This window comes from Labilithrix sp. (assembly GCA_019637155.1).
Taxonomy (GTDB): Bacteria; Myxococcota_A; Polyangia; order Polyangiales; family Polyangiaceae; genus Labilithrix.
Genome location: JAHBWE010000009.1, coordinates 223,156 through 248,740, shown reverse-complemented (window position 1 = coordinate 248,740; position 25,585 = coordinate 223,156). Strand labels below are relative to the sequence as shown.

Here is a 25,585-nt window from a genome sequence, read left to right as displayed (position 1 = left end):
CTTCGCGGAGCTTGTAAAGCTCACGCCATCGGCGTGCCGGGCGCGACCAGCTCTTTCGTGAACACGATGCGCTTGCGTCCCTTGCCGGCGTAGTCCTCCAGCTCTTCGTGCTTCCACCCCATCGCCTCGTGGAACTTGAGCGAGCCCTCGTTCGCGACGGTGGTGATCGCCTTCATGCGCGTGCAGCCGAGCTGGAGACAGCGCGCGGTGAACTGCTCGTAGAGGAGACGACCGACGCCCTGCCGCCGGTGATCGGGATGGATGCCGACGAGGTGGACGTAGCCCGTCTTCGGCGTCTTGAAGACGAGGAAGCCGAGGATGAAACCGATGAGCTTCCCGTCCTCTTCGACCACCAGCGCGTTGTCCCCGAGCTCCCAGAAGAAGATCGGATGCGCGAAGGTGGCCATCGGTCCGCCCCACCACCGATCGATGACCTCGACGATCTGATCGAAGTCGGCCTTCGTGATCTTGCGCGCCTGCATGACGACTTCTTGATAGCCTTTCGCGGCCCGATGAGCCACGGCGATCGCGTCCTCGTTGCCCCCTCGATCCTGTCGGCGAGCTTCGCCCGGCTCGGAGAGGAGATCGCCGCGGTCGAGGACGCCGGCGCCGACTGGATCCACGTCGACGTGATGGACGGCCGCTTCGTCCCGAACATCACGATCGGCCCACCGGTCGTGAAATCGATCCGTAAAGTCACGCGCCTGCCGCTCGACGTTCACCTGATGATCGTCGAGCCCGAGCGCTACGTCGACGCCTTCGCGGAGGCGGGGGCGGACACGATCACGATCCACGTCGAAGCCTGCACCCATTTGCACAGGACGCTCGCGCACATCCGCTCCCTCGGAAAACGCGCCGGCGTGACGATGAACCCGTCCACGCCGGAGGACACGATCCGCTACGTCCTCGACGTCTGCGATCAGGTGCTCGTCATGAGCGTGAACCCGGGCTTCGGCGGGCAGTCGATGATCGACGCCGTGCTGCCGAAGGTCACCGCGATCCGGCGGATGATCGACGAGCGGAAGCTGCCGATCGACCTCGAGATCGACGGCGGCATCAACGCCGACACCGCGCCGCGCGCGATCGCGGCGGGGGCGCGCGTGCTCGTCGCGGGGAGCGCGGTCTTCGACGCGAAGGACTACAAGGCCGCGATCGCCGCCATCCGAGGCGCGAAGTGAGGCCGCGCGGGGAGGTGCGTCGCGCCGTCAGCGCGGCCACGCAGCGCGCGACGCTCCTCGCGGCGCTGGCGCTGATCGCAGGGTGCTCGACGACGAGCGCGCCGCCGCCGCCGAGCCCGCTCCCGACGCCGCCGCCGATCGCCACCACCGCCGAGCCCGCGGCGCCGAAGAGCGAGAGCGCGCTCGCCTCGAAGGAGTCGAAGCAGGTCGCGAGGGCGCTCGCCCGCGTGAGCGCGCTCCGCGGCGTCAACGCGCAACGGCCGGTCCCCGGCGTGAAGCTCGAGCGCAGCGAGCTCGTCGGGCGCATCAAGGAGAAGGCGCTCCGCGAGTACCCGCCGGAGGCGCTGAAGCGTGAGGGCGAGCTCCTCCAGCTCCTCGGCTTCGCGCCGGCGTCGTTCGTGTACCTCGACGAGCTCCTGAAGCTGCTCGACGCGCAGCTCGAGGGCTTCTACGAGCCGAAGAACGGCACGATGTACCTCGCGAACGACCTCAAAGGAAAAGAGGCGCAGGCGACCCTCGCCCACGAGCTCGTGCACGCGCTGCAGGACCAGTCGTGGGACCTGAAGTCCCGCTCCACGTACAAGCCGGGCGAAGGCGACAAGACCCTCGCCCTCGCGTGCCTCGCGGAGGGTGACGCGACGAGCCTGATGATCGACTACGCGATGGCGGACGAGGGCGGCGTGAGCATGACCGCGCTCGATCCGCCGGAGTCGAGCCTGCGCGAGATGATGGCGGCGGGCATGAAGGGCGAGTCGATCAAGAACGTCCCCCACATCCTGAAGGCGAGCCTGATGGCGCCGTACGTCGACGGTCTCTTCTTCGTCAACGCCGCGCGGCGGAAGGGCGGCTGGGCGGCGGTGAACAGGGTCTGGGAGAACCCGCCGACGACGACGGAGCAGGTGCTCCACTTCGACAAGTGGGAGAAGCACGAGCCTCCGCTCACGGTGTCTCCGCCGACCGCCAACGCGCTCGGCTCGGGATGGAAGAAGGACGACGAGGACTCCTTCGGCGAGCTCGAGTTCGCGCTCATGTACGAGGAGTGGACCGAGAGCCACCTCGCGCGCCTCGCCGCGTCGGGCTGGGGCGGCGACCGATCCGCGATTTACGTGAAAGGCGATGAAATGGCCTTCGCGGTCCACGAGCGGTACGACGCCGACCGGCCGCGCCCCGACGGCTTCTCGGAGCGCGCCTTCACGAAGGTCACGCCGGGCATGAAGAAGACGCTCGGGAAGCCCGCGCTCGAGACGCCGACCGCGATCTGCTTCGAGCGGAGCGATCTCGGCCCGCTCCTCCTCGCGCGGAGGGACCGCGAGCTCGTGATCGCCGCCGGCCCCGCCAAGCGCGGCGCGGGCGGCTGGACCTCCACCGCCACGTGCGCGCAGACGAAGAAGTGGGCGGACGAGGTGCTCGCGAATCCATGAGCGGGGCCGACCTCTCGACCTGGACGCCGCGCCCGCGGCCCGATGGCTCGACGCTCGAAGGTCGCTACGCGCGCCTCGAGAGGCTCGCCGCGAAGCACGCAGAGACGCTCGACGAAGCCTCCCGCGCCGAGCCGGAGCGCTACCGCTGGCTCTTCGATTCTCCGCCGCCCGATCGCGCCGCGACCGACGCATGGATCGAGGCCGCGTCGCGCGGAGCGGACCCGCTCTTCTACGCCGTCATCGACCGCGCGACGGGACGCGCAGAAGGACGGCAGGCGTATCTCCGCATCACGCCCGAGCACGGCGTGATCGAGATCGGCAGCATCCTGTGGGGCCCGCGCATCGCGCGCACGCGGGTGGCGACGGAGGCGCTGTGGCTCTTCGCGCAGCACGCGTTCGTCGACCTCGGCTACCGCCGCTTCGAGTGGAAGTGCGACGCCGAGAACGAGCCTTCGCGAAGAGCCGCCCTCCGCTTCGGCTTCACGTTCGAGGGAACCTTCGCGCAGCACATGATCGTAAAAGGAAGAAACCGCGACACCGCCTGGTTCGCGATCCTCGACCGCGACTGGCCCCGCATCAGCGCCGCCATCCAACGCTGGCTCGCCCCCACCAACTTCACCCCCACCGGCCACCAACACACCCCCCTCTCAACCTCACGCTAACCCGAGACCGCAGCGCAACCGGCCGCCCGGGGCCCCCGCGACCGCGGCCGCGAATGCGGGCGCGATGCAACCCGAGCGCAATGCGCGAGGGCCGTGCTCCCATCACCGCCCCAGCGCAACCGGCCACCCCGGGGCCCCGCGACCGCGGCCGCGAATGCGGGCGCGATGCAACCCGAGCGCAATGCGCGAGGGCCGTGCTCCCCATCACCGCCCCAGCGCTTGGGCAGGCCCCGGGGCCCCGCGACCGCGGCCGCGAATGCGGGTGCGAAGCAACCCGAGCGCAATGCGCGAGGGCCGTGCTCCCATCACTGCCCCAGCGCTTGGCCAACCCCCCGGGGCCCCGCGACCGCGAATGCGAAGCAACCCGAGCACGCAGCGCGAGGGCCGTGCTCCCATCACCGCCCCAGCGCTTGGGCAGGCCCCGGGGCCCCGCGACCGCGGCCGCGAATGCGGTTGCGAAGCAACCCGAGCGCAAAGCGCGAGGGCCGTGCTCCCCATCACCACCCCAGCGCTTGGGCAGGCCCCGGGGCCCCGCGACCGCGGCCGCGAATGCGGTTGCGAAGCAACCCGAGCGCAAAGCGCGAGGGCCGTGGTCGCGGGGTGGGGGTGTCGGGGGCAAAGCCCCCGACCATGAAAGACCAAACTCGCCCCGCCCCCAGGCCAACCGGCGCGCGGACGCGACCGCCACAGCGGTTGCGAAGCAACCCCCGTCTTCGGGGGTCGTGTCCGCGCGCGCGGGGGGGTGTCGGGGGCAAAGCCCCCGACCATGAAAGACCAGACTCGCCCCGCCCCCAGGCCAACCGGCGCGCGGACGCGACCGCCACAGCGGTTGCGAAGCAACCCCCGTCTTCGGGGGTCGTGTCCGCGCGCGCGGGGGGTGTCGGGGGCAAAGCCCCCGACCAAGAGAGAGAGCCCCCTGACCATGCTAAGCTCACCGACCCATGCGGGTCGGTGTACTGGAGAAGAACGGCGACAGAGCATGGTTCGCGCTCGACGGCGATCGGGCGCGCCGCTTCGACGGGTCGCCGTTCGAGGGCGCGCGACTCGGGTCCCACGAGATCTCGTGGTCGGCGGCCGATCTCCGCGCGCCGGTGCGGCCGTCGAAGATCATCTGCGTCGGACGCAACTACGCCGCGCACGCGAAGGAGCTCGGGAACGAGGTCCCGAAGGAGCCCCTCCTCTTCTTGAAGGCGCCGTCGTCCGTCGTCGGGCCCGGCGGGGCGATCGTGCTCCCGAAAGAGAGCGAGAAGGTGGAGCACGAAGCGGAGCTCGGCGTCGTCATCGGCCGCCGCGTGAAGCGCGCCGCGCGGGAGCAGGCGCTCGACTCCGTCTACGGGTACACCTGCGTGTGCGACGTCACCGCGCGCGATCTCCAGAAGAAGGACGGGCAGTGGTCGCGGGCGAAGGGCTTCGACACGTTCTGCCCGGTCGGCCCCTGGATCGAGACCGAGCTCGATCCGAAGGACCTCGCCGTGAGCTGCGCGGTGGACGGCGTGTTGAAGCAGCAGGGCCGCACGTCGCAGATGATCTTCGACGTGCCCACGCTCATCGCGTACATCAGCGCGGCGATGACGCTCGAGCCGGGCGACCTCATCGTCACCGGCACGCCCGAGGGCGTCGGTCCCCTCGCGGCGGGGAACAAGGTCGTCGTGTCGGTCGAAGGGATCGGAGAGCTGTCCGTCGGCGTCGTCGGCGCCTGAATGCTGCAGGACGCGGATCCGGCGGCGCGACGCGCCCTCGCCGCGATCGGCGCGCTCCTGGCGGTCGGGATCGCGAGCTACCTCTTCGTCCGGTGTTACGCGGCGGAGCCCGAGATCGGCTGCGCCGCCGGCTTCGTTCACGAGGGAACGCGCTGCTTCGCCCTCCCGCCGTGCCCCGCCCCGCTCGTCGAGACCGAGCACGGCTGCGACGCGCCGGAGCGCGAGCTCGTCGCGATCCCGGAGACGACGGTCGTGATCGGTCCGTCGGACTGGGAAGCGGAGGGCCGCGTCGCGCCGCGCACGGTCCACGTCGCCGCGTTCGCTCTCGATCGCCTCGAGGTCACGGCGGGCCGCTTCTGCCGCGCCCAGAAGGTCCCCTGCGACGACCGCGATCCCGCGCGGGCCGCGACGAACGTGCCCCTCGCCGCCGCCCGCGCGTACTGCGCCGCGCGCGGCGGCCGGCTCCCGGCCGAAGACGAGTGGCTCGCCGCGGCCGCGGGCGACAAACCGCGCCGCTATCCGTGGGGGGACACCGGCGCGGTGTGCCGCCGCGCCGCGTGGGGCGTGGAGCGTGGTCCCTGCGCGCACGGCGCGACCGGACCCGACACGGTGGGCGCGCACCCCGACGGCGCGACCCCGCTCGGGGTCCACGATCTCGCCGGAAACGTCGCGGAATGGGTCGATGCGCCGAGCGCGGTCGTGCGCGGCGGGTCGTGGCGCACCAGCCTCGCCACCGAGCTCCGGACGTGGCCCCGCACCGAGGTGTCGGCCGAGGTCGCCTCGAAGGGCGACCCCACGATCGGCTTCCGCTGTGCGTACGGCGCGGTACGCTGACGAGTCCATGACCTCTGCGGTGCTCAGCATCGGGACCGAGATCACGCGTGGCGAGCTCACCAACACGAACGCGACGTGGATCGCCGCGGCGCTGACCGACCTCGGCTTCGAGGTGCTCGAGCACTGCACCGTCGACGACGACAAGGCGCGCATCGTCTCCGCGCTCGAGCGCATCGCGCGCGGCGCCAAGGTCGTCATCTCGACCGGCGGGCTCGGACCGACGACGGACGACCTCACGACCGAGGCCGTCGCCGCGGCGCTCAACGTCGGCCTCGAGCGCGACGCCGCGTCGCTCGAGCACATCCGCCGTCGCTTCGAGAAGCTCGGACGCACGATGAACGAGTCGAACATGAAGCAGGCGGACTTCCCCGCCGGCGCGACCGTGCTCCCGAACCCGATCGGCACCGCCGCCGGCTTCATGGTCGAGATCCGCGGCGCGCGCGCGTTCTTCCTCCCCGGCGTGCCGCCGGAGATGAAACGCATGTTCGAGGAGCAGGTCGTGCCGCGCATCCGCGAGATGGCGCCGAACGACTCGCACCAGATCCGCTACCGCACCTTCGGTCTGCCCGAGAGCGTCGTCGGCGAGCGGCTCGCGGGGGTCGAGGCCGCGTTCCCCGGCGTCACGATCGGGTACCGCGCGCACTTCCCCGAGATCGAGGTGAAGGTCCTCGCGCGCGCGGGCGAGCACAAGGCGGCGATCGAGCTCGCCGAGCGCGCCGCGAGCGAGGTGCGCGCCCGCATCGGCGAGGTGATCTACGGCAACGGCGACGACACCTTCGCCGGCGTGGTCGGCCGCGCGCTCCGCACGCGCGGCTGGACGCTCGCGATCGCGGAGTCGTGCACCGGCGGCCTCGTCGGCCACCTCCTCACGCGCGAGCCCGGCGCGAGCGACTACCTCGTCCTCGACGCCGTGACCTACGCGAACTCCGCGAAGCAGGCCGTGCTCGGCGTCGACGAGGAGGTGCTCCGCGGGCACGGCGCGGTGAGCCCGGAGGTCGCGATGCGCATGGCCGACGGCGCGCGCCGCGTCTCGAACGCGGACGTGGCGCTCGCGATCACCGGCATCGCGGGCCCGACCGGCGGGAGCGAGACGAAGCCGGTGGGGCTTGTCTACCTCGCGGTGTCGACCCAGAAAGGGAACGTCGTGAAGGAGCAGACCTTCCCCGGCGACCGCCACTGGATCCAGACGCTCGCGGCCTACCAGGGCCTCGCGATGGTGCGTGCAGCATGCACACAAACCTGATCCGCCTCGCGTTCTCGCCCGACAGCGACGACATCTTCATGTTCTGGGCCCTCCTGAACGGGAAGGTCGACACGGAGGGCCTCTCCTTCACGAGCGAGCGCGCGGACACCGAGACGTTGAACCGGCGCGCCGAGAGCGGCGAGGGCGCGGACGTGTGCGCGGTGTCGATCGCCCACTACGCGCGCGTGGCGAAGGACTACCTCCTCTTGCCGCACGGCATGTCGGTCGGCCGCGGCTACGGGCCGGTCGTCGTGACGGAGGAGCCGGGCACCGCGCTCGCGGACCTCGCGGGCAAGCGCGTCGGCGTGCCGGGGCTCCGCACCACCGCGTACCTCGTCACGCGCCTGCTCCTCCCCGACTTCGAGCCGGTCGTCGTGCCGATCGCGCCGTACTCGCAGGTGTTCGAGGAGCTGCGCGCGGGAGCGATCGACGCCGCGCTGCTCATCCACGAAGGGCGCCTCTTCTACGAGCGAGAGGGGACGGCGAAGGTCGTCGACATCGGCGAGGAGTGGGCGCGCGTGACGGGCGGGCTCCCGCTCCCGCTCGGCGGCAACGCGATCCGGCGGGGCCTCGGGGCGGAGACCATCACGAAGGTCTCGCGCGTGTGCCGCGCGTCGATCCGATGGGCGGCCGAGCACGCGGACGAGGTCGCGCGCGCGCTGCTCGACGCAGAGACGCGCGCGGACGTGGGGCTCGATCGCGCCTCGCTCGACCGCTACCTCGCGATGTACGCGAACGCGGACACGCTCGACGCGCCGGACGACGTGCGCCGCGCGATCGACGAGCTCTTCACGCGCGGACGCGCCGCCGGGCTCTTGCCCGAGGGCGCGCGCGCGGAGCTCGCTCCCTGAACGCGATCAGCCGCTGGGAGCGCCGCCGTCGATGATGGTGACGGGCGGCGGCGGCGAATCGTCGTCGTCGTCGTCGTCGTCGCCCCGCGAAGGGCGATCGACCGAGCTCGAGACCTTGGTGCACGTCACCGTGACCGAGCGGACCTGACCCCCGCTCGTCGTCTGCGTGGTGAACGTGAAGCCGTTCCCCGTCGACGTCCACGTCGCGATCGCCCTGCCGTTCGCGAGGATCGTGCCGTCCGCCTGGAGAACGGCGCCGTCTCCGCTGCAGCCGCCGGAGCCGGCGGGCGTGAGCACGACCGAGCTGCTGTCGGAATCGCCGTCGGAGGTGGAGGTGCACCGATACGTGCCCGCGCAGTCGAAGCCTCCGGTCGGCGAGCCCTCGACGCTGTTGCGACCCGCGGACTCGGTCGTGCTGCTCACGCCTTCGTTCGAGACGCTCACCCCTTCGGACGAGCTCGACACGCCCTCGTTCGAAATCGGCGGTCGGTCCTGCGTCTCGAGCGACTGCGAGAGCGCGCCGCCGCCGCCGACACATGCGGCGGCCGCGAGCGCGACGGGAACGAGCGCGTAAGGTCTCACGGGAAGTAGTAGATGGCGGCGATGTTGTTGGTGAAGAGCGCCCACGGATCGGCCTGCACGGTGGTGCCGAAGTCGGTCGCGCCGTCGGACGACGACGTGGGTTGCGGCGTCGTGTCCTGAGAAGCATTCCACACGCGGCGGCGGAAGTTGAGCCCCACGGAGGCCTGGAGCGCGAGCTCCGGGATCCCGATGAAGCCGAACTGGATCTCGGTTCCGATCCGGGCGCCGACGTCGAAGCGGAGGCCGCTGCGGTGGATGTCGGGCGGGACCGGCGCGCCCGCGGGCGGGTTCTGCGCCTCTTCCGTCTGCGTCGCGTAGCCGAAGTTGATCTCCGGCACGGCGAGGAACTTGTAGTGCTTGCCGTAGGCGAACGCGATCGGCACGCCGGCGTGCAGCGCGAACGCGATGACCGCCGGGCCGTCGGTCGTCGTCTCGGCGCCGTTCTGCTCGACCGCGCGCGACGAGCTGAAGAAGTTCAAGCCGAGACCGCCGTCGATGCCGATGCGGTTCGAGAGCCAGTAGCGCGCTCCGATGACCGGCACCTGCACGGTGCCGCGGCCGACGGCGTTGGGAGCGCCGGTGCCGATCGGCTGCGCGGTCACGCCGAAGTACCCGACGCCGAAGTGACCGACGACCTTCTCGTGGTCGGTGGTGCCGTCGTCCTTCGTCTCCTCGGCGGCAGCGGTGCTGCCGTTGCCGCTCGCCGTCTTGGTCGAGACCGTCGTCTGGGCCTGAACCGTTGGCGGCGGTGGCGGGGGCGGGATCGGCTCTGTCGGAGGCGGCGTCGGCTCCTGGGCCATCGCCGTCGACGCAGCAAGCAAGATCCCCACAGCTACTCCACAACCGAGCGCATTCCTCATTCGAAGCCTCCGCAGGTGCCAAGGAGGCCACGGGTCGTGGGGCTGGGCCAAAATAGCCGTGCGTTTTCGGATTGACGCATCGCGTCGTTACCCAACCATCGGGATTGAGACGCGAATGAGGGGTGCAGACCGGATCCATGAGACTACAGTGCACCACCTTTCGCCAGGGATGGCGGCAGGAGACGGGAGCGATTGATGCGGTTGGCTGGGATCACGGCGAGCACGGTCCTTTGTGGGGTGCTCGCGATCGTCGGTTGCTCCTCGTCGGCGAAGGACGAGCTGGGCACGGCCACGGCCAACGTCCAGGGCGGCGAGATCGACAACACGCACCGTTTCGCGGTCGGCGTCCGCTCGAACAACGGCATCTGCTCCGGCGCGCTCATCCTCCCGAACCTCGTCGCGACCGCGCGCCATTGCGTCAGCGCGTCGCCGCAGCGGATCGACTGCACGAAGAACCCGACCTTCGGCGCGGACAAGACCGGCTTCTGGATCACGACGAACACCTCCCTCAACGGCAACCCGTCGACGTCGCCCGGCTGGTACAGGGCGAAGAGCATCTACCGCCCGAACGATCCCCACATCTGCGGGAACGACATCGCGCTGATCGTGCTCGAGAAGAGCGTCCCCGAGACGGAGGCGAAGCCGATCACGCCGGGGGTGCAGCACAAGATGTATGATGCAACGAGGTTCGTGCCCTCGTTCACCGCGATCGGCTACGGCCGCACGATGCCCGCGAGCATGGGCGGCAACGGCGGCGCGGGCACGCGGCGCATCCTCTCCGGCATCGACGTGCGCTGCGTCCCGGGCTCGCCGACGATGAACTGCCCGAGCTTCGTCGACACGAAGGAGTTCATCGGCGGCAGCGGCATCTGCCAGGGCGACAGCGGCTCGAGCGCGTTCGAGACCTCCTCGTTCGAGGCGGAAGATCCCGTCTCGTTCGGCGTCCTCTCGCGCGGCGGCGAGAGCGCCGACGGCACCGCCTGCGAGGGCTCGCTCTACACCCGCTTCGACGCGCACCGCGACTTCGTGCTCGACGTCGCCAAGATCGCCTCGCAGAGCTGGACGCTCTACGACGAGCCGGCCTGGACCGCGCAGATCGACGCGCCGGACGACAACGAGAGCAAGCCCGACGCCGGCGGCGGCAACACGACCGCGGGCGGCGACGTCGAGAACGGCGGCACCTGCAAGAAGAGCAAGGACTGCGCGTCCGGCGTCTGCGTCGAGGTCGACGACGTGCGCGTCTGCGCCGAGACGTGCGAGGAAGACGAGGAGGACACCTGCGGCAAGGGCTTCTCCTGCCAGTGGGGCTTCTGCCTCCGCGCGCCGAAGAAGACCGTCGAGACCACCCCGTCCACCTCCGGCGGCGAGACGGCGGGCGGCGACCTCGGCGCGGCCCCGCAGACCCAGACGATCACGACCACCAGCTGTGCGTTCAGTGGTTCGAGCGCGAACGGCTCGTCCGGCGCCCTCCTCGGCCTCGGCCTCGCCCTCGCCGCCGCCATGCGCCGCCGCAAGCGCTGAAGTCTCGCAACCGTTCCGGGTCGGCGAGCATCGGATCGAGCGGGGAAGCCTGCAGGATCGCGCTATGCTTTGGCCTCGGACCATGGGGATGACCTCGGAGCTCGAAGTCCAGACCGCGCGTCGCCGGGCGCGGTTCGAGGCCGAGCGCCGCCGTGTCTTCACCGACATGGCGACGATGACGTCGCGGTGGCGGCTCGCGCTCGTCGCGCCGTTCCACGCGCTCGTCATCGCGCTGCTCGCGGTCCACGGCTTCCCGCGCGACCGCCTCGCGATCCAGATCGCGGCGTCGGGCACGATGATCCTCGGGTTCCTCGCGGTCGAGCGCACGTACGGGCGGCGGAACCAGCTCATGTTGTTCCTCTGCGGCACGAGCATCCTCGTCGCGATCGGGAACACCGGCGGCCTCGCGTCCCCGCTCCTGCTCAGCTTGATGCCGTTCATGGTCGGGGTCGCGATGAGCCCCGAGCTCGAGAACCGCCGCCGTCACTTCGTCGGCAAGTTCCTCGTCGTGTTCGGGATCATGGCGTGGTTCGCGCGGAGCTACATGCTGCCGGAGCCGCTCTGGGGCGCGGGCCCGTTCGCGACGCGCGAGTACGTGACGATCGCGTTCGCGAGCGCGGTCATGTCGCTCATCGCGGTCTACAACATCGGCAAGACCGTGACCGGCGCGTACGAGCGCCTCACCCTCGAGCTCGCGGAGCGCCGCGAAGAGCTCTGCGACGAGAACGAAGGCCGCACGCGCGCGCTCGAGGGCATCGCGGCGCGCCTCGCGCACGAGGTGAAGAACCCGCTCGCGGCGATCAAGGGGCTCTCGACGCACATGGCGCGGAGCGCCGAGGACGCGAAGATGAAGGAGCGCCTCGCGATCGTCGCGTCGGAGGCGGAGCGTCTTCAGGAGATCGTCGACGGCTTCCTCTCGTTCTCGCGCGGCCTCGACGAGCTCAACGTCGCCGAGACGAAGCCGTACGACATCGCGCGTGAGCTCTCGACGTTGCTCGAGACGCGCGCGAACGACGCCGGTGTCGCGCTCGAGGTGCGTGGCTCGCGCGAGCTCTCGCTCGACGCCGACGCGAAGAAGCTCCGCCAGGCGCTCCTCAACCTCGTGCTCAACGCGATGCAGGCCTCGTCGAAGGGCTCCACCGTGACGATCGAGGTCGCGAAGAGCTGCGGCGACGGCGCGGCGATCCTGCGCGTCATCGATCGCGGCACCGGCATGGCGCCGGAGGTGCTCGAGCGCATCCGCAAGCCGTACTTCACGACGAAGGACGGCGGCTCGGGGCTCGGCATCGCGATCGCGCGCGGCATCGTCGAGCAGCACGGCGGCACGCTCGACTTCGAGAGCAAGCGCGGTCGCGGCACCTCGGCGATCGTGCGGCTCCCGGCGCACGCGCACGGCAAGGAGAAGCTCCCGAACCCGTGTCGCTACGCGGCCGCGGCGGTGAAGCCGGTGGTGGACGCCGCGACGGCCCCGGCCGATCCGGCCACCCCCGCGCCGGCCTTCGCGAGCGCGGAAAAAGTGCCGTCCTGAGGGACTGACTCATGGCGCGTGTCCTGGTCATCGACGACGAACCGGCGATGCGCTTCACGCTCGAGGCGGTCCTCGGCGACGCCGGTCACGACGTGGAGACGGCCGACGGCGGCGCGGCCGGGATCGCGGCGTTCGAGGCGCGCGGCGCCGACGTGATCATCACCGACCTCGCGATGCCCGAGGTCGACGGCATGCAGGTGCTCTCCACCATGCGCGTGCTCGATCCGGGCGTGCCGGTGATGATGCTCACCGCGCACGGCTCCGAGCGCGTCGCGGTCGCGGCGATGAAGGCGGGCGCGTTCGACTACGTCCCGAAGCCCTTCGATCCCGACGAGATCGCGCTCGCGGTGACGCGCGCCGCCGACACGCGGAAGCTGCGCCTCGAGAACGCGCGCCTCCGCACGGAAGCGTCGCTCGGTCGTCCGATCGTCGCCGCGAGCCCGGTGACGAAGCGCGTCCTCGAGCTCGTCGCGCGCGTCGCGCCGAAGGACGTCACCGTGCTCCTCACCGGCGAGAGCGGCGTCGGCAAGGACGTCCTCGCCGCCGCGCTGCACGCGCACTCGAAGCGCGCCGACAAGGCGCTCGTCCGCTTCAACGCCGCCGCGATCCCGGGCGAGCTCGCGGAGGCGGAGCTCTTCGGCCACGCGAAGGGCGCGTTCACCGGCGCGACCTCGGCGCGCACGGGCTACTTCCAGCAAGCGGACAAGGGCACGCTCTTCATCGACGAGGTCGGCGAGCTCGCGCTGCCCATTCAAGCGAAGGTGCTGCGCGCGCTGCAGTCGGGGGACGTGCAGCCGGTCGGCGGGCGCGCCGAGCACGTCGACGTGCGCCTCGTCGCGGCGACGAACCGCGACCTCGCGGCGGAGGTGAAGGCGGGCCGCTTCCGCGAGGACCTCTTCTATCGGCTCAACGTAGTGCCGATCCGCGTCCCCCCGCTGCGCGAGCGACCGGAGGACATCGAGCCGCTCGTGCACGCGTTCGTGCGGACGTACTCGGAGCGCTACGGCATGGACCGCGTCGTCATCGAGCCGGCGCTCATCGACGCGTTCAAGGCGCACACCTGGCCGGGCAACGTCCGCGAGATCGAGAACACGGTCGCGCGCCTGCTCGCGCTGACCGCCGACGACAACCTGACCCTCGCGCTGTGGCGCTCGCTGACGGAGGAGGCGCGCTCCACCAACGCGCCGTTCTCGATGGTCCCATCGAGCGGCGCCGCGCCGGGCGATCCGGGCCCGGGCCATTCGCTCCGCGCGCGGGTCGAGTCGTTCGAGCGCGCGATCATCAGCGCGGAGTTCGAGTCCGCGAACAAGAACCAGAGCGAGACCGCGCGCCGCCTCGGCGTCTCGCGCCCCGCGCTGATCGAGAAGCTCCACAAGTACGCGCTGATCCCGCAGCGCTAGAGCTTCAGCGGGGCGCGGACCTCGGCGAAGTCGCCGTCGTCGAACGCGACGACGATGCGCTGGTGCAGCCCTTCCGCCGCGAAGCGCGCGAGGAGCGCGGCGGCGCCGAAGCGGAGCGCGTGGGCGACCGCCTTCTTCGGCTCGCCGCGCGTCTCGTTCCCGGCGCGCACGATCGCGTCGAGCGACGGCGACGAGAGGAAGCGGTCCTTCGGCCTCCACGTCGGCGTCTTCGTGAGCCAGCGCGCGCCGTGATCGATCCCGGTCGTGCCCATGAGGTGGAAGCCGGTGTAGACGCCGCTCCCGTCGTCGTCGACGCCGTCGAAGAGCCCGAACACGAGCGTGTCGACCTCGATCGGCGCGTGCGCGGCGATGACACGAACGCGGACGCCGAGCGGCGCGATCTCCTCGTCGAGGTCGAGCGCGGCGAGCGGACTCGCGACCTTCTTGCCGACCGTACGCTGCGCGCGCACGCAGATCGCGCGCCACCCCGCCGTCGCGCCGTGCGCGTTCTTCGCGACGGCGACCACGTCGTCGAAGAGCGCATAGTGATCGATCGGCGACGGCGCAGGCAAGGACCGACCATGATATCTCTCCTCTCGTGCGGCACGTCGTCGTGACTACGCTCCTGCTCTCGGCGTGCGGCGGAGAGACGAGGGACGACGCGCCGGCGCCGGTCGAGGCGGACGCTCGCGCCCCGGCCACGCCACAGGCGCGCGACCGGCAGTGCCAGGAGACGAACCGGCATGTCGTCCGCCCGGAGGGCCCGCCGCGCGGCCCCTGCGTCTCGGACGCGGAGTGCGAGTTCTCGACGAGCGCCCGCGACGAGGTCTGCGCCGACGGCGGCACGCAGTATCCGACGAGGCCGACCTATTGGACGTGCCGCTGTCCGCGCGGGGAGTGGGTCTGCGTGTCGTACGTCGAGACGACGGGCAGCCTCTCGGCGGGCACGGCCACGTGCGACGCAGGGCCCTGATGACGCGCGCGTTCGTCGTCTTCGTGCTCGCCGCGATCGCCGCGATCGCCACGCTCGGGTGCACGCGCTCGGAGGCGAAGAAGAAGGCGGCGCCGGAGCGGATCGTCTCGCTCTCGCCGTCGACGACGGAGGCGGTCTTCGCGATCGGCGCGGGCTCGCTCCTCGTCGGGCGTTCGCGTTATTGCAACCATCCGCCCGAGGTCGCGAAGCTCCCGCAGGTCGGTGGCTACGTCGATCCGTCGCTCGAGGCGATCCTCGGGCTCCGTCCCGACCTCGTGGTGGGGGCACGCGGACCGGCCGGCAACGCGATCACGCAGCAGCTCGAGGCGCGCGGCGTCGTCACGTATTTCCCCGAGACCGAGAAGCTCGCCGCGATCGACGACATGCTCCTCGGCCTCGGCGAGAAGACCGCGCGTATGGACGGCGCGCGCGCGGCGGTCGCGAAGCTGCACGCGCGCATCGACGAGACGGTGACCGCGGTCGCGAAGCTACCGCGGCCGAAGGTGCTGCTCGTGTTCGGCCTCGCGCCGCTCTCCGTCGCCGGCCCCGGCAGCTTCGCGGACGAGATGATCGCGAAGGCGGGCGGCACGAACGTGATCAAGGAGGGCGGCGCGTACCCCACGATCGGAGCCGAGCGCGTCCTCGTCCTCGATCCGGACGTCGTCGTGAACGCCGCGATGATGGAGGAGAACGCAGCCGAGCGGCTGAACGCGAACGCGCCCGGCTGGAGCGCGGTCCGCGCGGTGAAGGAGGGCCGCGTCCGCACGATCGCGGACGAGTCCGTCCTCCGCCCCGGCCCCCGCATCGGCGACGGCCTCGCCCTCCTCGCCCGCGCCATCCACCCCGAGCTCCCCGCCCAGTGACCATCCCCACGTACGCACGCACGCCCCACGCGGAGCCCCACGATGACGCACGCGCCCACCCGCGCCAACGCGCAGGGCCGACGGGCCCCGACGCGCACGTCCACCAGTGCCACCGCGCGGAGCCGCACCGCGCAGCGCTGGCAGCCCCCGAGGCGCGCGCCCACCCGCACCGCGCGGAGATGCAAGTCGCAGGGTTCGCAGGCGCGAGGACCCCTTGAAGACGCGCGCCGATCAGTTGCTCGTGCAGCGGGGCCTCGTGGTGACGCGGGCGAAGGCGCAGGCGCTCATCCTCGCGGGCAAGGTGTACGTCGGGGAGGTGCGCGTCGACAAGGCGGGGGCGATGTTGCCCGAGGACGCGGCGATCGCCGTGCGCGGAGAGGACCATCCGTACGTGTCGCGTGGCGGAGTGAAGCTCGCGGGGGCGCTCGATGCGTTCGGTGTGGACCCGCGCGGCAAGCGCTGCCTCGACCTCGGCGCGTCGACGGGGGGCTTCACCGACTGCCTCCTCCAGCGCGGCGCGGCGTCGGTCGCCGCCGTCGACGTCGGGTACGGACAGCTCGCCCACTCGCTGCGCGTCGATCCGCGCGTGCAGAACCTCGAGCGCACGAACGCGCGCACGCTCACGCCCGACGCGATCGGGGGGCCGTGCGAGCTCGTCGTCGTCGACGCCTCCTTCATCGGGCTCGGCAAGCTCGCGGCCGCGATCGCGCGCTGCACGGCGACGCGCGGCGAGCTCGTCGCGCTCGTGAAGCCGCAGTTCGAGGTCGGTCGCGACGAGGCGGCGCGATCGCGCGGCGTGGTGAAGGATCCGGAGGTGCGCCGGCGCGCGATCGACGACGCGGCCGCCGACGTGAGAGCGGCGGGCTTCGAGCTCCTCGGCACCGCCGACAGCGTCCTCGAGGGGCCGAAGGGGAACCTCGAGGCCTTCGTGCACGCGCGGAAGCTCTGACCTCGCGACCGGATCACAGCGCGAGCCGGTATTGCTCCCACGCGAGCGAGACTTCGTGCGCGAGCTCGAACGCCTCGTCGACGACGTCGGCCTCGACGCGCTTCGCGGTCTCGAGCAGCTCCGCGCGGAGCTTCGGGACGCGCGCCGCGTCCTTCGACTTCGCGTGGCCGCGGCCGAGCTGGAGGCCGACGTCCTCCGCGAGCTCCGCGAGCTCCGCGGCGGTGTGGACGTCGTCGACGGAGAGCTCCTTGTAGAAGACCTGCCACGCGTGCGTGTAGTACGGCTTGCCGCGGATCGTCATCGCGCCGAGGAAGCGCTCGGGCGCGGCCGACATCTGGAGCTGCGTCTCGATCACCCGCGTCGCGTCGAGATCGACGCCGCGCATGCAGCTCGCGAGCGCGCCCGGCTCGAGCGCCTTCGCCTCGAGGAGGATGTCGTCGTCCAGCGCGGAGGTGGGGCCCTCGATGCGGGCGAGGAACTTCTCGGCGTGGGCGCTCCCGATCCCGAGCTCGAGCTTGCCGCCGGCCTTCACGGTGAAGAAGTCCTCGTCGAGCGAAGGATCGAGCGAGCACATCTCACCCACGAAGCCCCTCCACGCCTGAGCGAAGACCTCGTGATCGGCCGGATCGGAGGGCGAGATCAGCAGCGTCATGCGATCGAGCCACTCGAGCCGCGTCGGCTCGAAGCGCTCGCGGAGACGCATGACGACGCGCGGCTCGTTCATCGTCGCACGCGCGTCGATGAGCGCACGCGAGTAGCCGCGGAAGAGCGCCGCGATCGCCGCCTTCGTCCCGGCGTGGTCGTAGGGACGCGCGAGCGCGAGCGATGCGGAGAATCTTGCAAAATCGATGACAGGCGGACCTTCGCCTGATGCGTCGAAGTCGGCGAGACCGCGACCGCCCTCCGCGACGGCGTACTGCTCGAGGTGAGCGTCTCCGTGGACGTGGACGAGCGGCATGCGCGGGATGGTGCTCGCCCATCGATTGCAGACCCGCTCCGCGAACGCGCGGTTCTGGTAGCGGAAGAACGTGTACGGCGTCCTCCCGACCTTGCGCGCGACGTGGGGGTCCTTCGCGAGGAGCGCGGCGCCGTCGATCGCGAACGTGTCGGGACGCGGAGCCGTGGGCCCCGGCGCCGGCGCGACCGCCGCCGGGCCGCACGCGAGCACGGCGCCGAGGACGAGTGCGCGCGCCGTCTTCACGCCTCCGAATGCTACTTCTTCCGCGCCGCGCAGGTGCCTTCCTTGCAGTAGGCGACGAACGCGTCGGTGGGCTCGACCTTGGGACACTCGATGCGATCCGAAGAAGCAGCGCACTCGACCACCGCGCACTTGTTCTTCTGCTGCTCGAACGCGAGCACCGGCATCCCGAAGGGCTGGTCGGGGCACGACTTGCAGCAGCCCGAGGAGTCGCTGACCGTGCAGTCCGAGTCGCTCGCGCACGACGCCCGCGCGCCGGAGGGAGTCTTGCCCTTGTCCTCCGAGCCGCCGCACGCGACGGCGACGAAGGCAAGGGCGGCGAGGACCACGGCGAGACGCGAGAGCATGGGGCGCGAGACTACTCGAAGCGGCGGACTCCTGCTAAGCCGGACTCCCCGTCGATGTCATCGCCGCAAAAGACACCCGGCCTTGGCGCGATCTTCCTGATCGTCTTCCTCGACATCCTCGGGTTCAGCCTCGTCTTGCCGTTCCTCGCGGAGGAGTCGCGCTCGACGTTCGGCACGAGCGAGCTCACCGGCACGCTCCTCGCCTCGATCTACTCGCTGATGCAGTTCGTGTTCGTGCCGGTGTGGGGCCGCGTCTCGGACCGCGTCGGCCGGCGACCGGTGCTGTTGTGGAGCATCACCGCGACCGCGCTCGGCATGTTCGGCCTCGGCTTCGCGCTCCTCCGCGCGGAGCACATCGCGTGGCTCTTCGCGGCGCGCGCGGCGAGCGGCATCGCGACCGCGAACCTCGGCACCGCGAGCGCGTACATCGCCGACGTGACGAAGCCGGAGGAGCGCTCGAAGGGGATGGGGCTCATCGGGATGGCCTTCGGCCTCGGCTTCATCCTCGGCCCCGCGATCGGCGGCGCGCTCTCCGCGATCCCGATCGGCGGGCGCACCGGCGCGGTGCCCTGCTTCGTCGCGGCCTCGCTCTCGTGCGTGAACCTCGGCTGGGCCTTCGTCGGCTTGAAGGAGTCGCTGCCGCCGGAGCGCCGCGCGGAGACGAAGCGCTCGCTCTCGCCGCTCGACTTCGGCGCCGCCCGCGACGCGTTCGCGCGCCCCGGCATCGCGATCGCGGTCGCGGTGAACTTCGCGATCACGCTGTCCTTCACCGTCCTCGACCAGACGTTCCGCTTCTTCAGCAAGGACAGCTTCCAGATGGAGCCGCTCGACACGGGCATCGTGCTCGCGTTCATCGGCGTCGTCGCGGCGAGCGTCCAGGGCGGCCTCATTCGCCCGCTGTCGCGCCGCTTCCGCGAGGCGTTGCTCATCCGCGTCGGCACCGGGATCCAGGCGGCGGCGTTCGCCGTCATCGCGCTCTCGGCGACGGCGGGCAAGCCGCTCCTCTACGTCGGCGGCGCCCTCCTCGCCCTCGGCAACGGCATGACGCAGCCGAGCACCGGCGCGTTCATCTCCAAGCGCGCCGACCCGAGCGCGCAGGGCGCCACGCTCGGTACGAACCAGTCCGCGGCGAGCCTCGCGCGCATGTTCGGCCCGGGCCTCGGCGGCTGGGTGTACGGGACCCTGGGGCCGCGCTCGCCATACGTCCTCGGCGCGGTCGGCATGTTCATCGCGATGCTCCTCGCCTTCGGCCTCGACCGCGAACCGACGGAGCCGTCGCGGCGAGCATGACGATCGCGTTCAGCGCTGCAAGATCTCGGTCCATCGCGCCCACTCGGCGTCGGTCGGCTTCGGCCGCAGCTTCGTGAGCGGCGCAGGGCGTTCCTTCTCGAGCGCCACGCCGTCGACCATGAAGAACTGCACGACGAACTCGCCCGGCGGTTCGCCGGCGTCGCTGCGGATCTCCGCGTAGCGATCGACCGCGGCGAGGAGCGCGGCCTCCTCTTTCGCGGCGTCGCCGCGCGCCGCTTTCAGCGCCTTCTGGATCCACGCGGACAGCTCGTCGAAGCGCTTCTCCGGACCGAGCGTCTTCGCCGGCGCCGACGGCTGCGGAGCCTCGCCGCGCGTCGCCAAGACCTCGGCGACGCGCGCGCTCACGCTCTTCTTCTGGTGCAGGACCCGAAGCATCTCGACGGCCTTCGGCGACGCGACCAGCGCGAGCTCCTCGACGAAGCCGGCGAGGCGCTCCTTCGGCAGCTTCGGCAGACGCTTGGCGTACCACTCGAGGACCGGCTCGCCCCCACGGAAGGCGAGCTGGATGTCGAAGGAGCCGACGTTGTCTCGATGCGCGTTCTCGACGATGAACTTGGCGTCGTCGACGTGGTGGAGGGTGTGCAGCCAGATGCCGGCTGCGCGCGGGGACTTGGTCGCGAGGACGGCGGGGGCGCCGCCGATCACCCGCGTGAGCTCCCTCCAGACGGAGTGCTTCCCCCAGCGGCCGAGCAGGGCCGCGACGCGGGCGCGCCCTGCCTCCTGCGCCGCCCGATCGAGGCGACGCAGGACGAACCCGAGCCAGTCGGCGACGTAGAGCGGATCGTGGAGGTTGTCGTGCTCGAGCTGGGCGTCGCTCAGCTCCTCGTAGACGGAGAGCGCGGCGTCGAAGACGACGTCGCCGCCGACCATCGCCTCGAGCAAGAAGAGCAGGTTCTTGACGTTGTTCTCCGGATGCCTCGACTCCGGGTGAACGATCCGAGCCAGGACGCTGCGAGCCTCCGCCTCGGTGACGGGGCCCGCCACCTTCGCCTGTTCGGCGATCGCGGCGAGCCTCTCTGCGAGGGGGAGCTCCTTCCGCGGCATCCCCATGATGCGCACGAACCGGTGCGCGACCTCGCGCGGCCAAGCCACGTGATAGATGTCCGCGGCGTACGAGTGGAACGCCTTCTGGCTCCACTTCGCAGGGTCCTTCAGGTGAGGATGGTCGTCGACCAGCGTGCGCAGCTCGGGCCAGCCTCGCTGGAACAGCTCCTCGGACTTCGGATCGATCGCGAAGGGTCTCATCGTGACGGCTCACCCCGCCGAGGCGTAGAGCTCCTTCGGGATCAACGGGAACACGACGAGCGGCCAACCGAGCGCCAGGACGACGTACGTGAGCCCCAACGGGACGCCCTCGCGCTCGCGGAGCTGGATCGCGGGGTAGTGCTTGCTGCCGCCTTCGCCGTGCTCGCCGAAGGTGAGCGTCACGCCGCCGACCTTGCCCCTCAGACGCCAGACGGCGGCGACGAGACAGAGGACCGAGCCGATGACCGGCATGAACACCCCGAAGAGCGCGAAGAACCACACGATGAAGAACATCATCGAGCCGTCGTAGCCCGTCCGCGCGGCGATCGGCTTGCCGCACACATGGAGGACCACGCATGTGACGACGAGGCAGAGCACGCCGAGCGCGTACGCGACGCCGCCGCGTGACGGGGCGAGCCACAGCCACGCGCCCGCCGCGACCATCGTCACCGCGTAGACCGTGCACGCGACGAAGCCGGCGCGGACCTGAGCGGCGATCTCGACGTCACGGCCCTTCACGCAACCCCCTTCGAGAGAACGTGGTCGCCGCCCTTCGTGGGCAACGCGAGGAGACGCTTGCTCGCGTCGCGCGCGCGGGCGAGGGAGTACGCCGCGTCGAGGAGCACGAGGCCGCGACCCTCGAGGGTGCCTTCGAGCAAGAGCCAGAAGGATCCATCGCCTGGCTCGAGGAGCTCCGCGACCCTCGAGCGCAGGACGAGGACGTCTTCGCCGCCCCGTGAGATCGCCTCGAACGATCTCGCCTCGTACGCATCGTGGTAGTCGCCCTCGGGCGGCATGTCGGGGAGCGAGCCGCGCCACTTGGCGAGGGCGCGCTTGGAGCCGAGGAGGATCGGCCCACCATCGGTCGCCACGACACCTGCTACCGGCGGCACCGGCGCCGTCGTCGCGGCGCCGCGGGACGAGAGCTTCTTCACGAGCTTCGAGAGCTTCTTCGCGACGGGCCGCCTCGACACCTTGGGCAGCACCGCGCGCAGGGCCGGCACCGAGCTCGCGGCGGCGCGCAGCTCCAGGCCGACGAGGATCGACGCGTCGCAGGTGTCCGTCGTCGCGAGGGCGTGGACGAGCACGTCGACGGGGGCGCGCGCCTCGAGCTCCTCCGCGATCACGATGATGTTTCGTCCGTAGCGCCTCCGGTAGAGATCCCAGAGCGCCGGCGTAAGAGGAACATGCCCGCGGGACAGGGCGGCGAACTTCGACAGCGCGTGTCCGAACGCCGCCTTGCCGTCGTCGAGGGCGGCGAGCCGTCGCCCGACGTCCTCCTCGCCGAGCAGGTGTGCGGCCACCGCCGCCGCCCCAGAGAGCGGATCGCCCTTCCGCATGTGCGTCGCGAGACGAGCGAGGACCGTCTTGCTCGCCGGTGCGGTGCGCTCCTCCAGATTCCCGCCGATCGCGACCTCCTCTGCGTAGGCCTGGATCATCTCCTCCGGGCTCTCGACGAGCTCGATGAGCGCGCGGTCGGCGGCCGGCCCTCCGCGCCGCTTGAACGCCGACGCGAAGGTCGAGCCGAGGATCGACGCGCGACGCAGCTGGAAGAGGTTCTTCTCCTGTCCCGCTAGGGCGTGGATGTCGGCTGGCCACGACGTGCGCGTGAGGAGCGCCGTCGTCGCGGCGAGGAGCTCCTCCAGCGATGCGCGCTCGGCGGCGTCGGACACCGCCTTGAAGTGGGCGTTCTTTCCGGTCTTGAGCGCGTCGTCGATCGCGCTCAAGAGCGATGGGCCCTTGCTCGCCACCGGCGTCTTCTTCTTCGCGGCCACGGCCCATCATCGCGCCGGCATGCGCGGGGGTGAATCGAGAACGACGTCACTTCGGCAGCCGGACGAGCCGAACGAGGCCCGCCTCGACCTCCTTCGACTTGACGCGAGCCGTCTTGATCGCGTACCGGCCGGGGGCGAGCGTGACCTCGAGGATCTCGTCTTCGTCCGCGTCTTCGTATGCACACGCCGAGTCGAACAGGGCGAGCTTGCCCTTTTTAGCGACGAGCAGCTCGAGCTTCGCGTCTTTCCACTTTCCCGACGCCAGCGCTCCGTCCACGGCACGAATGACGGCCGCGTCCTCGTCTCCGAACACACGCTGGATGAAGACCCCTCCGTCCTTGGTCGCGCGGTAGGCCGTCACCTCCGCCTCCCCCAGGACGAGCGCCTTGCCCTTGCCGACGTCGAGCACACCGACGGTGGACACGAACGCCTCCGCCCGTTCGTAGTCACTCTCGTCGTCGTCATCGTCGTCATCGTCACCGGCGCCCTTCCACGCCTTCTTGAGCTCGAGGGGGAGGAGGACGAAGGGGCCGCCTTCGGTCTCCACGTAGGTCAGCGTGTCCTTCTTCGCCATCCGACGGGCATATCAGATCCTCGACGCGCTACGTCTGCGAGCGGAGGTGGTCGAGCGCCCTTTTCCACGACGCGTGCGATATGCTCGTCGAATGGTGCGCTGCATCCGGGGCTTGGTCGTGTTGGTCGCGATCGTCGGCGCGTGCGGCAACGACGACGCGAGCACCACGCCGCCACCGTCGTCGCCGCGCTCGTTCGATCCCACGAGGTACGACTCCGCTTGCACCTCGGTCGCCGACTGCATGATCGTCGACGCGGTCAAGGACTGCGCGAGCTGCTGCGACAGCGCGGCGGTTCGCCGTGACGCGGCCAAGGCCGACTACGACGCCGTGGTCAAGGAATGCGCGGAGAGCAGCGTGCTGTGCACGCAGGCCTGCCTCCCGCAGTCGCTGGGATGCGTCGACGGCAAGTGCGCGCTCACCGCCGAGTGATCCTGCTCACGCGTGGAAGACGAGGACCCAGACGTCGTAGATGGCGTGGGTCCACACCGCGGCCGCGAAGCCGCGCGTGACGAAGATGAGCGTGAGCACGAGACCGAGCACCGCGCGGAAGGTGAAGCTCGTGAGGTGGAACGTATCGGACATGGAGCCGACGTAGTGGACGCCGCTGAACACGAGCGCGCTCGCGACCGCCCAGCCGAACATCACCATCCATGACCGGAAGGAGAAGCGCGTCACGATCTGCGTGCCGGCGAGCTCGACCTTCTGGTTCCCGAACACCTTCACGAGGACCTTCGCGCCGAGCCCGAAGAGGATCACGCGGAACGTGAGCTCTTCGTAGAACCCGGCGCCGAGCGACATGATGAAGCCGACGAAGCGCCCCTCGTCTCGGATCGACGACGGCCCCGCGAAGATGCTGCCCACCACGTAGCTCGCGAAGACCGCCATCGTGAAGGCGTAGACGACGCCCTCGATCGCGATCTGGAGGAACTTCCGCGGGCGGAACGCCTGCCCGCGTCCGGCGAGCGCGAAGGTGCCGGCGAAGATGACGCCGATCGCGAGCGTGGAGAGGAGGTACGTCGTCTTGTTGCCGGCGCTCAAGCTCAGCAGCGTGCCGGTCACGACGTCGGTGGCGTTCTGCACGCCGAGGAACACGACCGCGAGGTGATAGACGAGGAAGATCGGCAGGGTGAGCCCGAGATCGACCCACGCCCCAGGCTTGGCGGTGAGCGAGTCGGCGGCGGGGGCGGCGGCAGCCATACGGTTCGAGACGAAAGCTTAGCCACGCCGCCGACCTCACGCCATTTCGCGGCGGCGCGCGGCCCAGAATGGCTCGCCGGAGAAGCGGGACTCGAGCATGTAGACGTAGCGATGACGCTCGACGTACGCCGCGCGGATCTCCTCGAGACGACGCGCGTACGCGGCGAGCTCCTTGGGGTCGCCGCGGAGCGCGGCGTCCACCGCGATGCCCGCCTTCATGCCCGTGTAGAGTGCATTGAACAGTCCCTGCGCCGCGACCGGATCGAAGGAGAGCGCCGCGTCGCCGGTCGCGACCCAGCCACGACCGAGGAACGTATCGAGCCGCGCGCCGCACGCCTCGGTCACCTGCGGCGGCCCCGCGAACGTCGCGCCCGCGAGCCGCGCCGACACGAACCGCGTCGCCGCGAGCGCGTCCCTCCACCGCGCGGGCTCATCGCGCATCGCGCGCGCATCGACCTCGCCGACGTGGAGCACCACGACGTGCACGCCGTCCGGCAACGGCGCGGTGTACCACCAACCCCTCGCCGTCGCCTCGACCAGCGTGCGCGTATCACCGCGAGGCCCCGGGGGCGGCGCGCCGTGCACCTCGCGCGACTCCGGTGGACTGGAAGGGTCGGGCGGCATCGCCGCGGCGCGGGACTCCGACGGCCCAGGGCTGGATGGCGCGTCCAACGACACCGCGGCGCGGGACTCCGGCGGCCGCGAGCTGGGGAGGGCGGGTCGTGACGTCCACGCGTAGAGCGCGAGGAGGTCGTCGTCACGCGTGCGTGTTGCGCCTTCGCGGCGGGCGATCGTGGCGCGGCGGCCGGTGGCGTCGATGATGCACGCTGCGGTCTCCGTCGCCGCCGCGTCGGTGAAGCGGAGCGCCCAGCCGTCGGGGCCGCGCGTCGCGTCGCGGAGGCGGGTCGCGCGCAGCGTCGCGCCCGCGGCGACGGCGGCCTCGCGGAGGTCGCGGTTGAACCTCGCGCGATCGAGGTGCCAGCCGTGCCCGTGCGGATCGTGGATGAAGTCCGTCGCCTCGAGGTCGTCGCTCCCCCACGACGACAGGTTGCCGAACGCCGGAGCGTGCACGCCGAGGAGCCCACGCAGCTCCAGCTCGCCGAGCAAATGCCCCGCGATCGCCGGCAACGACTCGCCGATGACCCGGCCCTCGACCAGCGCGTCGTCGTCGACAAGGAGCACGCGCCGCCCCGCCCGCGCGAGCACGTACGCCGCGATCGCGCCGCCCGGCCCTCCCCCCACGACCGCAACGTCCCAGTTGTTCAACGTCGGGGCTTCGCCCCGACACCCCACCCCAGACACGGCCCTCGCGCTGCGCGCTCGGGGCGCTTCGCGCCCGCTGAAGCGGCCGCTTCTGGGGCTCCGCCCGACC

Annotated in this window: 27 protein-coding genes; 15 read left to right on the top strand and 12 right to left on the bottom strand. The window is 71.1% G+C overall.

Features of this window, described 5'->3' with window-relative positions; genetic code table 11:
• Nucleotides 1-20 precede the first annotated feature (20 nt).
• A complete protein-coding gene (locus KF837_20780) occupies nt 21-482 on the bottom strand; it encodes a GNAT family N-acetyltransferase (GenBank protein ID MBX3229766.1) in 462 nt (153 codons plus the stop codon).
• 30 nt (nt 483-512) lie between these two features.
• Between KF837_20780 and KF837_20775 the strand changes: the two genes are divergently transcribed.
• From KF837_20775 to KF837_20745, 7 genes are all read left to right on the top strand, one after another.
• Nucleotides 513-1,178 (top strand): ribulose-phosphate 3-epimerase, encoded by a 666-nt coding sequence (locus KF837_20775; protein ID MBX3229765.1) that lies wholly within the window; start codon nt 513-515, stop codon nt 1,176-1,178.
• A 14-nt stretch (nt 1,179-1,192) separates the two neighbouring features.
• Nucleotides 1,193-2,599 carry a hypothetical protein gene (locus tag KF837_20770; GenBank protein ID MBX3229764.1) on the top strand — a complete coding sequence of 469 codons (1,407 nt, stop codon included), beginning with the start codon at nt 1,193-1,195 and terminating at the stop codon, nt 2,597-2,599.
• Entirely contained in the window at nt 2,596-3,261 is a 666-nt protein-coding gene (locus KF837_20765; protein ID MBX3229763.1) for a GNAT family N-acetyltransferase, read from the top strand. Before KF837_20770 ends, KF837_20765 begins: the two co-directional genes overlap by 4 nt.
• Before the next feature lie 941 nt (nt 3,262-4,202).
• A complete protein-coding gene (locus KF837_20760) occupies nt 4,203-4,961 on the top strand; it encodes a fumarylacetoacetate hydrolase family protein (protein MBX3229762.1) in 759 nt (252 codons plus the stop codon).
• Nucleotides 4,962-5,795 carry an SUMF1/EgtB/PvdO family nonheme iron enzyme gene (locus KF837_20755; protein MBX3229761.1) on the top strand — a complete coding sequence of 278 codons (834 nt, stop codon included), beginning with the start codon at nt 4,962-4,964 and terminating at the stop codon, nt 5,793-5,795.
• Between the two features lie 7 nt (nt 5,796-5,802).
• Nucleotides 5,803-7,038, top strand: a complete 1,236-nt coding sequence (locus tag KF837_20750; GenBank protein MBX3229760.1) for a competence/damage-inducible protein A — start codon at nt 5,803-5,805, stop codon at nt 7,036-7,038.
• The gene (locus KF837_20745; protein MBX3229759.1) at nt 7,023-7,889 is read left to right on the top strand and encodes a hypothetical protein; all 867 of its coding nucleotides are present in this window, start codon (nt 7,023-7,025) and stop codon (nt 7,887-7,889) included. Before KF837_20750 ends, KF837_20745 begins: the two co-directional genes overlap by 16 nt.
• A gap of 6 nt (nt 7,890-7,895) precedes the next feature.
• Here KF837_20745 and KF837_20740 read toward each other — a convergent pair whose 3' ends face one another.
• Together KF837_20740 and KF837_20735 are read right to left on the bottom strand one after the other, a co-directional pair.
• A complete protein-coding gene (locus KF837_20740) occupies nt 7,896-8,471 on the bottom strand; it encodes a hypothetical protein (GenBank protein ID MBX3229758.1) in 576 nt (191 codons plus the stop codon).
• Entirely contained in the window at nt 8,468-9,271 is an 804-nt protein-coding gene (locus KF837_20735) for a hypothetical protein (protein ID MBX3229757.1), read from the bottom strand. Before KF837_20735 ends, KF837_20740 begins: the two co-directional genes overlap by 4 nt.
• Before the next feature lie 255 nt (nt 9,272-9,526).
• On the opposite strand from KF837_20735, the gene KF837_20730 reads away from it, so the two are divergent.
• The 3 genes from KF837_20730 to KF837_20720 all read left to right on the top strand — a co-directional run bounded on the left by KF837_20730 (nt 9,527) and on the right by KF837_20720 (nt 13,780).
• Complete coding sequence (locus KF837_20730; protein MBX3229756.1) at nt 9,527-10,852, top strand: trypsin-like serine protease; 1,326 nt, start codon at nt 9,527-9,529, stop codon at nt 10,850-10,852.
• An 82-nt stretch (nt 10,853-10,934) separates the two neighbouring features.
• The gene (locus KF837_20725) at nt 10,935-12,380 is read left to right on the top strand and encodes a HAMP domain-containing histidine kinase (GenBank protein ID MBX3229755.1); all 1,446 of its coding nucleotides are present in this window, start codon (nt 10,935-10,937) and stop codon (nt 12,378-12,380) included.
• A gap of 11 nt (nt 12,381-12,391) precedes the next feature.
• The gene (locus KF837_20720) at nt 12,392-13,780 is read left to right on the top strand and encodes a sigma-54-dependent Fis family transcriptional regulator (protein ID MBX3229754.1); all 1,389 of its coding nucleotides are present in this window, start codon (nt 12,392-12,394) and stop codon (nt 13,778-13,780) included.
• On the opposite strand, the gene KF837_20715 is transcribed toward KF837_20720, so the two are convergent.
• Nucleotides 13,777-14,352, bottom strand: coding sequence for a hypothetical protein (locus KF837_20715; protein ID MBX3229753.1), 576 nt, complete (start codon nt 14,350-14,352; stop codon nt 13,777-13,779). The genes KF837_20720 and KF837_20715 overlap by 4 nt on opposite strands.
• A gap of 26 nt (nt 14,353-14,378) precedes the next feature.
• Here KF837_20715 and KF837_20710 point away from each other — a divergent pair, with 26 nt between their 5' ends.
• From KF837_20710 to KF837_20700, 3 genes are all read left to right on the top strand, one after another.
• On the top strand, nt 14,379-14,753 hold the full coding sequence (locus tag KF837_20710) for a hypothetical protein (protein ID MBX3229752.1): 375 nt from the start codon (nt 14,379-14,381) through the stop codon (nt 14,751-14,753).
• Nucleotides 14,753-15,616: an ABC transporter substrate-binding protein gene (locus KF837_20705; protein MBX3229751.1), complete on the top strand. Its 864-nt coding sequence runs from the start codon at nt 14,753-14,755 to the stop codon at nt 15,614-15,616. Before KF837_20710 ends, KF837_20705 begins: the two co-directional genes overlap by 1 nt.
• Nucleotides 15,617-15,830: 214 nt before the next feature.
• On the top strand, nt 15,831-16,565 hold the full coding sequence (locus tag KF837_20700) for a TlyA family RNA methyltransferase (protein MBX3229750.1): 735 nt from the start codon (nt 15,831-15,833) through the stop codon (nt 16,563-16,565).
• A 13-nt stretch (nt 16,566-16,578) separates the two neighbouring features.
• Here the strand turns inward: KF837_20700 and KF837_20695 are convergent, their stop codons facing one another.
• Both KF837_20695 and KF837_20690 read right to left on the bottom strand, forming a co-directional pair.
• Nucleotides 16,579-17,766: a DUF2252 family protein gene (locus tag KF837_20695; protein ID MBX3229749.1), complete on the bottom strand. Its 1,188-nt coding sequence runs from the start codon at nt 17,764-17,766 to the stop codon at nt 16,579-16,581.
• 11 nt (nt 17,767-17,777) lie between these two features.
• Entirely contained in the window at nt 17,778-18,110 is a 333-nt protein-coding gene (locus KF837_20690) for a hypothetical protein (protein MBX3229748.1), read from the bottom strand.
• A 54-nt stretch (nt 18,111-18,164) separates the two neighbouring features.
• Here KF837_20690 and KF837_20685 point away from each other — a divergent pair, with 54 nt between their 5' ends.
• Nucleotides 18,165-19,400, top strand: coding sequence for an MFS transporter (locus KF837_20685; protein ID MBX3229747.1), 1,236 nt, complete (start codon nt 18,165-18,167; stop codon nt 19,398-19,400).
• Between the two features lie 9 nt (nt 19,401-19,409).
• Here KF837_20685 and KF837_20680 read toward each other — a convergent pair whose 3' ends face one another.
• From KF837_20680 to KF837_20665, 4 genes are read right to left on the bottom strand one after another with little or no spacing between them, the layout of a single operon-like run.
• Nucleotides 19,410-20,666, bottom strand: a complete 1,257-nt coding sequence (locus KF837_20680) for a hypothetical protein (GenBank protein ID MBX3229746.1) — start codon at nt 20,664-20,666, stop codon at nt 19,410-19,412.
• Nucleotides 20,667-20,675: 9 nt separating this feature from the next.
• The gene (locus tag KF837_20675; protein MBX3229745.1) at nt 20,676-21,185 is read right to left on the bottom strand and encodes a hypothetical protein; all 510 of its coding nucleotides are present in this window, start codon (nt 21,183-21,185) and stop codon (nt 20,676-20,678) included.
• Entirely contained in the window at nt 21,182-22,441 is a 1,260-nt protein-coding gene (locus tag KF837_20670; GenBank protein MBX3229744.1) for a hypothetical protein, read from the bottom strand. The genes KF837_20675 and KF837_20670 overlap by 4 nt, the downstream gene beginning before the upstream one ends.
• Nucleotides 22,442-22,487: 46 nt before the next feature.
• Nucleotides 22,488-23,015, bottom strand: a complete 528-nt coding sequence (locus tag KF837_20665) for a hypothetical protein (GenBank protein MBX3229743.1) — start codon at nt 23,013-23,015, stop codon at nt 22,488-22,490.
• Between the two features lie 91 nt (nt 23,016-23,106).
• On the opposite strand from KF837_20665, the gene KF837_20660 reads away from it, so the two are divergent.
• Nucleotides 23,107-23,445 carry a hypothetical protein gene (locus KF837_20660; protein MBX3229742.1) on the top strand — a complete coding sequence of 113 codons (339 nt, stop codon included), beginning with the start codon at nt 23,107-23,109 and terminating at the stop codon, nt 23,443-23,445.
• Between the two features lie 6 nt (nt 23,446-23,451).
• Here KF837_20660 and KF837_20655 read toward each other — a convergent pair whose 3' ends face one another.
• The gene (locus tag KF837_20655) at nt 23,452-24,213 is read right to left on the bottom strand and encodes a CPBP family intramembrane metalloprotease (protein ID MBX3229741.1); all 762 of its coding nucleotides are present in this window, start codon (nt 24,211-24,213) and stop codon (nt 23,452-23,454) included.
• Nucleotides 24,214-24,249: 36 nt separating this feature from the next.
• Nucleotides 24,250-25,455, bottom strand: coding sequence for a hypothetical protein (locus KF837_20650; protein MBX3229740.1), 1,206 nt, complete (start codon nt 25,453-25,455; stop codon nt 24,250-24,252).
• Nucleotides 25,456-25,585: the final 130 nt, after the last annotated feature.